Annotated in this window: 8 protein-coding genes; 3 read left to right on the top strand and 5 right to left on the bottom strand. The window is 58.9% G+C overall.

The genetic code is table 11. The features are described from left to right. A partial coding sequence (locus ACILRN_RS12100) for an AMP-binding protein (RefSeq protein ID WP_395688624.1) occupies positions 1–1,674 on the top strand: 1,674 nt, incomplete at its 5' end. Between the two features lie 253 nt (positions 1,675–1,927). Then, a complete protein-coding gene (locus tag ACILRN_RS12095) occupies positions 1,928–2,395 on the top strand; it encodes a cache domain-containing protein (protein ID WP_395688622.1) in 468 nt (155 codons plus the stop codon). Positions 2,396–3,017: 622 nt separating this feature from the next. On the opposite strand, the gene ACILRN_RS12090 is transcribed toward ACILRN_RS12095, so the two are convergent. The 3 genes from ACILRN_RS12090 to ACILRN_RS12080 form a co-directional block, all read right to left on the bottom strand. Further along, positions 3,018–3,341 (bottom strand): hypothetical protein, encoded by a 324-nt coding sequence (locus ACILRN_RS12090; RefSeq protein ID WP_395688620.1) that lies wholly within the window; start codon positions 3,339–3,341, stop codon positions 3,018–3,020. 714 nt (positions 3,342–4,055) lie between these two features. Beyond that, positions 4,056–4,994 (bottom strand): DUF2950 family protein, encoded by a 939-nt coding sequence (locus tag ACILRN_RS12085; protein ID WP_395688618.1) that lies wholly within the window; start codon positions 4,992–4,994, stop codon positions 4,056–4,058. Between the two features lie 24 nt (positions 4,995–5,018). Next, positions 5,019–6,413: a DUF3300 domain-containing protein gene (locus ACILRN_RS12080; RefSeq protein ID WP_395688616.1), complete on the bottom strand. Its 1,395-nt coding sequence runs from the start codon at positions 6,411–6,413 to the stop codon at positions 5,019–5,021. A 195-nt stretch (positions 6,414–6,608) separates the two neighbouring features. On the opposite strand from ACILRN_RS12080, the gene ACILRN_RS12075 reads away from it, so the two are divergent. Continuing rightward, positions 6,609–7,865, top strand: a complete 1,257-nt coding sequence (locus ACILRN_RS12075) for an MFS transporter (RefSeq protein ID WP_395688614.1) — start codon at positions 6,609–6,611, stop codon at positions 7,863–7,865. On the opposite strand, the gene ACILRN_RS12070 is transcribed toward ACILRN_RS12075, so the two are convergent. Together ACILRN_RS12070 and ACILRN_RS12065 are read right to left on the bottom strand one after the other, a co-directional pair. Next, entirely contained in the window at positions 7,858–10,086 is a 2,229-nt protein-coding gene (locus tag ACILRN_RS12070) for a cytochrome c3 family protein (protein ID WP_395688612.1), read from the bottom strand. The two genes, ACILRN_RS12075 and ACILRN_RS12070, sit on opposite strands and share 8 nt — an antisense overlap. An 89-nt stretch (positions 10,087–10,175) precedes the next feature. Then, entirely contained in the window at positions 10,176–11,759 is a 1,584-nt protein-coding gene (locus ACILRN_RS12065) for an arylsulfatase (RefSeq protein WP_395688610.1), read from the bottom strand. Positions 11,760–11,855: the final 96 nt, after the last annotated feature.

Below are 11,855 nucleotides of genomic sequence, written 5' to 3'. Positions count from 1 at the left end.
ATGCCGAGGTCCGAGTTGCCTGACCTGCGCTGTGTGATTTCAGCGGGTGAGGCCTGTCCGCCAGAACTCGTGAATAGCTGGGCCCATAACAGGCAGTTCTTCAATGCCTACGGCCCGACAGAGGCTAAGATCTATTCAACTGCAGCGCTTTGCCAGCCTAATTCGGAGATAACGATTGGCAAAGTCCTGGCCCATCTCTCGACCTTCATCCTCAGCGAGGATTTCAGACCCGTGCAGCCGGGTGACGTTGGTGAACTCTGTCTCTCCGGGGTCGGAATCGCGCAGGGCTATCTCGGTGCTCCCGAGGAAACGGAAGCAAGATTCCGTATCCTCTCACTCGAAGGTGTTGAGGAACGGGTCTACTGCACTGGCGATCTGGTGAGACAGCGGCGCGACGGTGAAATTATCTTCATCGGACGACGTGACAGCCAGGTAAAGTTGCGGGGCAATCGAATTGAACTTGAAGAAATAGAAAACATACTGTTGTCGGTTCCAGGCGTACGCGAGGCCGCAGCCTGCCTCCACGAAGCAGCACGAGATAGGCAGATCATCTGTTTTGTCGTTGCCGCCAACCATGGCGCAGCGCTTTCAGAAGATCTTCTGCGTGCGGAGTTGGCAAGATGGCTGCCTGCAGGACTCTTGCCGCAGCAGATTCATATTGTTGATGAAATCAAGACCACGGCAAGTGGAAAGAAAGACAGACACGCCCAGCTGGCAGCATTTCACTCCATCAGGTCTGTTCGCCCGAAGTACGAGCCTCCGCGATCAAATGCCGAGCGACTTGTTGCTGCAATATGGAAGAAGCTGTTCATTGGCCAGGAGCCAATTGGAGTCTATGACAGCTTTGATGACCTTGGGGGCGACTCGCTCAAGATGCTTGAGATGATCGCAGAAATCGAGAGCAGAGTCGGATTTCCAATCTCCCCAGACCAGCTCGGCAAGATATCAACGGTCGCTAATCTGGCCGTCATTCTTAGCGAGATGGTATGGGAGCGTGAAGCTGGCCATGAACAGGAAGGCGCACAAGGGTTCTACGCATCGAATATCTATAGGAAATTGAACTACCTGACCAACACGTGGGAAGGCCAAAGGTCAACCGGGCAGAGTCTCATTCGATCACTGGGTCAGGAAGATGCTCCGATCGATTTCTTCATCTGCGTCCAGTACGAGGAAGAAATGGTCATGCTCTCGCGGCACCTTGGAGAGGAGTTTCGCGTTCATGGCATGCGGTCGGGCCATCTTGTCATGTCCTATACGCCTGCAAACATTGAGTCATTGAGCAGCCACTATTGCGAAGAAATTCAGTCGTTGCGTCCTAGGGGAAAAATACTTCTCGGTGGTTTCTGCCAAGGTGCGACAATTGCGCTGGCCATTGCGCGTAAACTCAGCCATCCCTTCAAGCCTGACCTTCTACTGCTCATCGAGCAAGCAAGATTTCCGAGTTATGATGGCGATCTGGCTTTTTATTATTCACAAGATAGCTTTCTCAATCCAACAAACCGGTTCGAGGACGGCTATTCCAGGTTCGACGAGATTTATGGATCAAACTATACCATCGATATTCTGCCAGGTCCTCACGGCCTGCTTCATCAGCCTCCTCATGTTCAGGAGTTAGTTGCCCGTATTCGGAAAAGGCTTTTGCCGAACCACCAGGCTTTGGCTCGGGGTGCGTAAAGGGTTAAGCCTACGGGGGTCGGAATAGCTATGCCGCTCAGATGTGGTGTTCACTTTGCTGGTGGGCGCTCTCTAGGTTGCGGCAAGGTCTGTCGGCAGATCGTCATCGACTTCTACAGGCGTCATGCCGGGCAATCCTCATGCTTATTGTTCAGTAAAGAGCGTCAAATTCTGGTGATTGTAAGTAAAGTATACTTTGCGTAATGCTGGCAATTGAGGCACGACTCAGTGCCATGTACAAGTGGAGGGTGAATTGAAGACGTTTCTTGTGACTGCCGCGATCCTTGCTGGACTTGCAAGTGAGGCGCTGGCTGACCAAACCAAGCATGGCACTGCTGCTGATGCCAAGGCGATGCTCCAAAAAACGATTGAGGCTATAACGACTGATAAGACAAAGGCGCTTGAGCTCATTGCAAAAGGTGAAGATGGATTTCTGAATGGTGACATCTATCCATTTTGCTTCAATGCGACGGATGGCACGATTCTTCCTTTTCCGAATCCCAATGCCAAGGGGATTTTCGGGACTGATCAGCGAGCACTCGTAGATCCGTCTGGTAAGAAATATGGTCTGGAAATCTTCGACGCGGTACAAAAGCCAGAAGGGCAAGTGACGGAGGTAACCTATGTGTTCTCTGAGCCCATGGACGACAAGCTCCAAACCAAGGTGTCCTTCGTTACCCGTATTGGCGATCTGGGATGTGGCGTTGGCTACTATAAGTAAGTCGATACCAACAGATATTCAGCGATTAGTCTGGGTTTGAAATACTTCTCCATATAGCATCTTAGGCCCGTCGACCAAGGGAGTAGGTCTCTGTTGGTCGGCGGGACGCTCGTTGTTCACATAACAGGTTGTAGAGCGCATCAGACTTTCATCTGGCTGCTCCAGCGAGCAAGATATCGGTACTCCAGGCTTTCCAATGACGGTTTGAATTTTTGGATTTTGGCAAAACTGAACCGCATTGAAGCTTCTGCTGGACGTATGGGCCTCTGACAGGAGCTGGTCTGGCTGGCCGGCAACGTCAGCCCTTTCATCTCAAATACTTCTGCTCCGAGAAAGTCTGATCGGCCTGATCGAATATCGAGGCTGATATGCCGCGATTGTGCCTGCCTGACACGATGTGTGACGACGACTGCTTGGAGTTTTTTGCTTTGATCGAATGGCGGCGGAGTTTTCAACCGTGATGCAAACCCAAACCTTCATGAGGTGCAGATTGGGCAGTTGCACAATTGGAAAACAACACAGCAATGGCATGAAGAAGCAATTGCCATACTGGTTACATCTGGTTCAGAGCAAAGCGGACCGGAGGCCGGCATCGTCACGAAGCAAGGGGCAGTGGGGCTATCTATTGTCCGATCCGTCGATACCATAAGGTCGTCTGCAGAATTCCGCTGCGTGCAGGAACGACGTTCTTCGATTCCACCAGTTCCTTTGCACGATTGCGGGCAATCGGTTTTGGAACTCGCAGCTTGTCAGACAGGTAGTCGACGATGATTTCAAAATGATCCTGAGAGATCGCTCCGGATCCTGCAGAGAGAGAAACCACCATGGCTTCTGCCGCTCGGTCGACGTCGCTTTCGATTTCGATCCCGGTGTTTTCGGCTACGGCAAATATGATTCCCTCGGCCCGGCTGAATGGCAGGTTCAGCTCGGCAATGGCAATGCGCAACAGGTCTTCTTCATCTCTGGCGGAGATGACCCTGTCGCGTCCTCCTTTTGCAAGGATGAGCTCCCGCAGTTTCCGCTCTGTATTTCCCGGGGTCACGATTTTTCCTCACGGATGAGCTGTTCTCTGAGCTCAGTTGACGTTTGTTCTTCGTCTCTGGTGCAGTGTGATGCGACAGTGGTCATGAGGCCCGATCCAGCGAGGCGTTCGGTCTGTTGGCAATATGACTGGCCAGGTCATGCGAGTGGCCGTCCGACACTGGCCGCACCAAGGCAGGGTAGGATGTGCGGGGGATGGCGCCACCGCTTGGTCCAGAGGGCGGCCAGCCCGTACCGGATGACCGAACCGGACCCGCAGGTCTTAAGACCGCGTCGCGGGCACGCTCCGTGATATGAGTCTTTGAAACTGGCACCACCTGTCCCCATTCAAGAAGGCAGATCAACGTCTTGAGAGCATTCAGCTTATCCGGTTGGACAACCTTCAGATGCACTCTCTTCGCGCAAGCAACCTTGAGAAATTAATTATTTGAACATGCTTACCAAGTGGTTAACGCATGCCCGGGCAGCGCCCGGGCCGCGACCCTCCGGACGTCGAAATTATTTCAACTCCAGGCTTCGGGGCGCAGTCAGACGGATAGGAGAGGGTCCGCGCCGGGGCAGCCAACTTTGTGCATTGGTCACACGGCGCGGGGCCATCTGCCAGTTCAGGTCTCTGCGTTCAGTCCTTGGTCACCTGCCAGAGATCACCGGGGTTGAACGTCTTGATCTTGGCCACGATGTTTTCGGTGTCGGGACCGAAATCCCTTTCATAGACGATCCCCGCCTGATTGACGACAAAGCTGTTGACCCCCGTCTCGGCATATCTGGTGGGCCACGCGATGAGCGCAAAGCCTGCGATCATGTTGCCATTGATCACATAGTCATGGGCGCCGCCGGCGACATTGTCGCCCTGGCGCTTGAGGATCCTGAACTTGTAGCCGAAATAACCTTCTCCCGCCTTCGCCTTGTCCAGGGCCGCCGGGTCAATTGCACCAGCGGGACTATCGCCATCGCCCTGCTCAACTGGCCAGTACAGGCCATCCATTTCACCCTCACGGCTCACCAGCTTCTGGGCAAATTCCAGAACACCGTCTGAATCGCGGTCTTCGGCTGCATAGGCCATTTGTGCCTCGACAAAGAGCCGCGCTGTCTCGATCGCGTGCAGCTCATTCTGGCCAATGCGGCGGTTCAAGATCTCTTCCAGCCCGGTGACTGTGTCGAAGCTCCATTTTCCATCAGGGTCCTGGGTGATGGGAAAGGGGAATGGCCATAGCTGTTCGCCAAGGTTCAACACCTTTTGCCCGTCAGCGTCTTCCACCGTGATTGCTTCGGCAGTTGCTTTGTGGATTTGCTGCAGCGTCTCGCTGATGTTGTCAGCCTTTGCCAGCTTCTCCGCATCGAGGCCCAGAAGCACGGCAAGCGCTGGCAGATCATTTCGCGCCACCGCGTCCTTGAAGGCCGCGGCAGCAGCCTCGGGTGTTTCGAAAACTGACGGACGATCGCCGAGATAGGTGGCGAGTTTCGTGTCAGATGCCAGAGCGGGCGCCGGACCCGCACCCATCAGGCAGAGCACGGCCAGCGCAATGATGAGGGAAGAGGCACGGTTCATCTTGATCATGTCGGTTTCTCCTGCCGGTTTGGCTCAGCGGTGACGGCCACGGCCGCTGCCGCCCATCTTGTGCTTGGGAAGTTTCTTCGGACCGCTGCCGCCAATCGCATCACGCTTCATGCCACCGCCCATCGACTTGTTGCCGCGCAGGGACTGGATGTCGGCATCGCGCCCGCGCGTGACCTCGCCGAGGGGAGAGGGCGTCCTGGGCCGGTTTTCCGGTGCAAGGCCGGGCTTTGGCTTTCCCACCGGGCGATCAAGGTCCAGTTGGCCGGGCTTGAGGTCGGGTGGCTGCAGTTTGTTGCCGGACTGGGTCATCTTGGTGCTGGGCGTGAAGTCCCTGACCGGCTGCTTTTTCATCTTGTCGAGCGTGCTCCTGCGGATGTCGTCGGCATTGATCGTGCCTTTTCCCGGCAGGCTTGACGGCCGGCCAGCCTTGATGGGCCCAGCCTTGTTGGTCAGCTTGTTCCGGTCGGTTGCCTTCAGCGTTCCTGCGATGTCCTTCTTCGGAATTTTGTTGAACGCAGACTTGTCAAAGTTGATCTTGCTGCGGTCAATCCTGCGCCAGTCGACATCATTGATGTTGAGCTTGCCGCTGAAGTCACTGCCGATGATGCATCCCTTGCAGTCAATGTCGATGTCGACGTTGTTGCTGCCCCAGCCATTGTTCCAGTACCACGGGCCACCCCAGAAACCGTCGTTCCAGTCGACAGTGGCAGCCCAGATGGCTCCAGTCACCGCGCCTGCAAAGAAAGTGGCGGCTGGATTCCAGTAATAGGGATAGGGATAGGGGTAATAGCCGATCGGCCGATATGCATAGCCAGGTTCGTACAGCATGGCTGGGTCATACTGGGGAACATAGATCACCTCTGAACTGGCAGGCTGAATGACGATGTTCTGCTGTCCAGTCTCGCTCTCCTCGGATACCTTGATCTTGTCATCACTCTTGATCACGCCCTTTGCCACCGCTTCTTCACGCAGTTGCTGGATCGCGCCCAGCACGTCATCCTGCTGACTGAGGATCGCCTCACCAAAGAGCTGGGTCCAGTTGAGATCGTCACTCATCATCTTGACGATCTCGGGATAGTTCAGAAGCGAAATGATGCTGCCATCCCAGCTGGCCTTGGGCTGCAGGTCCTTGTTGGTTGCGCGTTGATCAAGAAAGCGCTGAGCCTCGACGATCTGCAAGGGATAGAGCGAAGCAGCCGAGATCAGCGCAACCAGCTCATCCGGATAGAGGGCGATCCGGGCAACCAGAATGTCCAGCTCGGCCTCAGTCAGGGGCGGAGCTGCCTGCTCTGCCACCCGCATTGCTTCGGGCGGCGTCTCGGCCCGTGCTTGCTGGGCAGCGGCCATGATGACCGTGGCCAGTGTGGCCGAAAGCAGAAGGCGCAAGGCGAGCGGCCACTGAGAGGCGATGATCGGCATGTCTATTCCTCGGGTCACTGGAGTTCAGGCTGGACGGGTTTCACGGCAGCTATAGAAACAAATATCTTAAGTTGCATGATGGTGGTGCGCAATACCGCTTCCGATTTCTGCGGGGGGTTGTTAATGGATGCTTCATTGCCGGATGGACGATAGAGGCAGGCGATCTGTTCGAATGACTTGCCACGCACATTTCGAGTGAAATTCATTTCAACTGCCAGAGTTGGGCCAGGCTGGCTCAACCGTCGATCGCTGGCCTGGGCCAGCTACGACATTGCGAGTTCGGTATATGTCGGGGTCGCGCCGGTTCTTCTCTTCCCGCTCTACTTTACCGAACGGCTGCATGGGTTCGCCAACCCGACGTCGGCGTGGGGCGCAGTGGTGGCCGCTGCGGTGGTTTTCAGCAGTCTCGCCGCATTGGGTTCAGCCGTCTGGTCGCGCCGGGTGCATCGGTTCAGCCTTCTCTGCCTGTTCACGGCCGGACTTGTGGTGGCTCTTGCCGTCCTCGCCCTGCTTCCCGGACTCCCGCTTGCCGTCGCTGTTCTGAGCTTCGTGGTGGCGCAATCTTTCTACTTTGCGGCAGTCACGGTGTATGAATCTTTCCTGCCCGACCTGCTGCCACCGGGCAGCGTCCAGAAACTGTCTGGTTTCGGCTGGAGTCTCGGCTATCTCGGTGGTTTGCTGGGCATTGTGATCCTGCTGGCATTTGTGGCCGATCGCGCCGCTAGCGCAGAGGTTCTGGCCTTCAGTATCGGCCTGCTCGCCCTGATCAGCACCGTGCTCTCCATGATTGCGCTGTGGGTGATGTGGCGCGTTGGATTTGCCCGCCTGCAGATCCCGTCAGCGTCGGCACTGGCCAAGATTTCCGGACCTTTGGCAATTCTGCGGAACTGGCGTCGCCATCGTGTGTTGTTCCTGCTGCTTGCAGGAATGCTGTTGATCAGCTGTGGCATCTCCGTGATCGTCACCTTCACGGCGCCAATTCTGGCCAACCGCTTTGGTCAGGGTCTGGCTGATCTGCTCTGGCTCCTGCTGATGTTGCATCTGCTCGCCGTGCCGTCGACAGTGTTCTGGAGCTTTCTCCTGACGAACTGGTCTCGTTCCATCACACTGAGCATCCTTCTTGGCTCCTGGTGTGTCGTGCCGCTGCTTCTGTCTTTTGGTTCCGGTCCCTGGGTGCCGTCCGTTACCGTTGCCGTGATCGGCTGCTGTCTTGGTGCAACCATGTCAGCGTTTCGCGGTTTCGTGGCTGAAATCGTTCCGGATGGCGCCGGACCTGCCTATTTTGCCCTTGCAACAGTTGTCAGCCGTGCTGCCGCGGCGATGGGCCCGGCCATATTCGCGGTGGTTTCGGCATGGGGGTCTGAGCAGATTGCGCTGCTGGCCATGCTCGCTCTGATGACGGTCGGATCAGCGCTGCTGATCCGTCACCAGCACCATCCCAGGCCTATCTGAGCAGGCGGGCGATCTCCGGCGGCAGCTCCAGACTGGGGTCAAGCTCGCGTGCGCGTTGCGCCGCGGCGCGGGCGGGTTCGGTTTCACCGCGCCGGACATGCGCAATGGCCGCCAGAAGATGGGGTTCGGCATAAGCCGGATCGACCTTCGAGGCGCTTTCCGCCGCCGACAGCGCCAGGTCGAGGTTCTGGGTCGATAGCGCGGCAACGCCCATCGCCACCCAGATGTCCGGGCGCTGCCCGTCGATCTCGAGGGCCTGGCGGTAGACGGCGATGGCCGCTTCGGGCCGCCCGCGCTGCATCTCAAGGCCCGCCGCTTCGAGCCGCAGGCTGATATCTCTTGGCTGGGCCTTGAGGCCGGACTCGAGTGCTGCCGCCGCGCCATCCAGATTGCCCGAGGCGGACCGCAGCCGCGCCTGCATGATCCATGCCTCGGCGAGCTGAGGGTCCATCTCGGCAGCTGTGGCAAACGCCGCTTCCGCCTGTTGCCACTGCCGCCGCGTGAGGGCTAGTCCGGCAATCGCCATGTGGCTCTCCGGCGTGTCGGCATTGGCAAGCCGCGCGTTGAGGAAATCGCGCAGGCCGTCGGTGAACAGCTTGTCATCCGCGCCCGGAAGGGCGGCAACGCCGGCCCCTGCGAGTTCAACCGCGGCGCGCTGACTCACGCTGCGCACCGGGTCGGCAAGCAGGGGGCGCAACAGTGCGATACGCTCCTGAGCTTCCAGTGACCGCAACGCGCTCACCGCCGCGCCGCGCACCAGGGGATCGGAATCCTTCAGCAACGCCGCCGCATCGGCCGGGGGCAGGGCAATGCTGCCACCCATCATGCTGAGCGCGGTGGCGCGCACGACGCCCGGCCGCTCGATGTCACGGACATAGTCAAGCAGGCTGGCCAGCGTCTGTTGCGACCGGTCGCCCTGGGTGAAGGCGATGAAAGCGGAGCGGTCCTGCCAGGTCTTGTCGCCCGCCGGATGCCAGAGCGCGATCTGCTCCGCGGCCCATTTCGCATCCTTGCCGGTGTGGCAAGCGGTGCACACATCCGGCGCGTCGGCTGCCTGCGACTGCAGCGGGTCGGGCCTGCGGAAAAAGTGATCGCGGCGCGGGTCGATCAGCATGTAGCTGCGTTCCGGCATGTGGCAAGTGACGCATTGCGCCACCTCGCTGCCAGGCATGTGGCGATGATGCAGAGGCGTATCGTAATCCGCCTTGCGCAGCGTCGGGAACTCTTCACGCCCCGCCGGGTTATGGCATTGCGTACACACCGCATTGCCCTCGGCCACCAGGCCGCCGCCATGCGGCTCATGGCAGTTGGAGCAGGTCACGCCCTTTGCCTTCATCTTGGATTGCAGGAAGGAGCCGAGAATGAAAACTTCTTCCTTCTGCTGTCCGTCAGCGAAATAGAGATCGGGGGTCAGCAGCGACAGCGCGTAGTTGTCGTGAAACGGCGCGCCAGCCGGGGGCTGAACCTGCGAGAAGGCCTCCCGCCGCGCATGGCAGGGGCCGCAGACATCGAGCTCATTGGCCTGCTGGCCGGGCCCGAGCTTCGGCGCCGCGCTCTGATAGGGGTCGGCGCCCTCGCGTTTGCGGACCCATGACACATGCGCAGCGCCAGCACCGTGGCAGGCCTCGCAGCCCACCGTGAGTTCCTTCCACTGCGTGTGATAGCTCCGGGTGGCAAAATCATAGCCCTTGTCGAAACCGGTCTGGTGGCAGGTGGCGCAGCGCGCCTGCCAGTTCTTGTAGGGGCCAGTCCAGTGCAGCCCGTCACCGGGCGGTAGATCCTGCTCCGGATAGAGGTGAAACCATTTGCGGGTGTTGACGTCCCAGGCAATGTCGAGAGTTTGCAGGCGGCCCTGCTTCGTCTCCACCAGATATTGCTGCAGGGGCCGGTGGCCCACCGCATAGCGGATTTCGAAGATCTCGGGCTTGCCCGTCTCGCCTTCGGTTTCGATGAAGTACTTGCCGTCACGCGTGAAGAAGCGTGAGGTGATGCCTTTGTGGGTGAAGGAGGCGTTGTTGAAGTCACCCAGCATGCTCAGCGGGTCCGGCGCCTTGAGCGCCCAGTGATGATCGGAGGTCTGCCAGGCGGCAGATTCCGCGGCATGGCATTCAGCGCAGGCGGCGCTGCCGGCAAAACCTGTTTCTTGTGCATGGGCGATGGGCGCGATGAGGCCCGCGGCGCTCAAGATGATGACGGCAATGCCAAGCCAGATTTTCTGCAACGGCTCTTTCCTGATGACCCTTGCTCAACAAAACGGGCGCCGGAAGGCTCTGTCAAGCCGCTCCGGCGCCCGGGTAATGCGTCTCGCGGCTAGTTTGGCTGCGTCTCCATCACGGTTTCCATGACGCGGTCCAGGTTGAAGCTCCCTGGCTTCTGGCGCGGCGGGAAGTCCTTGAAGCTCTGCAGCCATTTGGCGACATAGGCGCCGGCGGGAGCGATCAGGAACATGCGCTCCAGATACCAGCGCTGAAAGCCCATGGCGTTCTCGTGTTCGGCCCGCTCGAAGGGATCCATCCGCAGATTGGTGATCTTCGGCGCACGGAGCACGGTGAAGGGCTCCTGCCACACTTTCAGACCTTCTGCCGTCTGCTCCAGGAAGGTGATCTTCCAGTTGTTGTAGCGGAGCGCCGCCACGCTGCCGTCGTCGGTCCAGTAGATGAAGTCCTGGCGCGGCCAGGCGGCTTCTCCCTTCAGCGCCGGGCCCAGATCATAGCCGTCAAGGTGAACCTTGTAGTCGCGGCCGCCGATGCTGGCGCCCTTGAGCAGCTGCTCCTTGACGCCGGTGTTGCCGGCGGCGGCCATAAATGTCGTCAGCATGTCTTCGTGCGCGGCGATGTCGTTGATCACCGTGCCGGGCTTGATCACGCCTGGCCATTTGATCAATGTGGGCACGCGGTAGCCGCCTTCCCACTGCGTGTTCTTCTCGCCGCGGAACATGGTGGTGCCGCCGTCGGGCCAGGTGAAGGTCTCCGCGCCGTTGTCGGTCGAATACATCACGATGGTGTTGTCCTCGATCTTCAGGTCCTTCAGCTTGTTGAGAAGCTGGCCGACATGGGCATCATGCTCGACCATGCCGTCGGCATAGATGCCAAGCCCGGTCTTGCCCGCGGACTCTGGCTTCAGATGAGTGAAGATGTGCATGCGGGTGGAGTTCCACCACACGAAGAACGGCTTTCCGGCCTTGTGGGCGTTTTCCATGAAGGTGAGCGCGGCGGCGGTCACCTCGTCGTCGACCGTCTCCATGCGCTTGCGCGTCAGCGGGCCGGTGTCTTCGATCTTCTGGGTGCCGTCCGCATTGGCGAATGAGTGGATGATGCCGCGCGGCCCGAACATCTTCTTGAATTCAGGGTTCTGCGGGTAGTCCGGGTTTTCCGGCTCTTCTTCGGCGTTCAGGTGATAGAGATTGCCGAAGAACTCGTCGAAGCCGTGGTTGGTCGGCAGCATCTCGTCACGGTCACCCAGATGGTTCTTGCCGAACTGGCCGGTGGCGTAGCCCTCGGCGCGCAGCAGCACGGCGATCGTCGGATCTTCCACCTTCATGCCTTCCGGCGTGCCTGGCAGGCCCACCTTGGTGAGGCCGGTGCGGATCGGCGACTGGCCGGTCACGAAGGCCGCGCGGCCTGCGGTGCAGCTCTGCTGGCCATACCAGTCGGTGAACAGGGCGCCCTGTTCGGCAATCAAGTCGATGTTGGGCGTGCGGTAGCCCATCATGCCGCGGTTATAGGCGCTGACGTTGAAGCCGCCGATATCGTCGCCCCAGATCACGAGAATATTGGGTTTGTCCGTCCTGGCTTCGGCGTTGCCGGTCATGCCAGCGCCCAGCGCCAGCAGACACGCAACGGCGCAGAGGGCCGCGCGTGTGAAACGCGATGTCCGTGGTGTTGTGATCTGCATGTCCTGTCCCTCTTTCGGGTATCTGAGCCCGGTTCACGGGCGCCAAAAGTTAACTTGAGTTGTGAAAGGCAAAGCTTTCCACTTCAGGCTGTCGTC

The organism is Aestuariivirga sp. (assembly GCF_044238155.1).
Taxonomy (GTDB): domain Bacteria; phylum Pseudomonadota; class Alphaproteobacteria; order Rhizobiales; family Aestuariivirgaceae; genus Aestuariivirga.
Note: the sequence above shows the minus strand (reverse complement) of the source record. Positions and strands in the feature narration are given on the sequence as shown.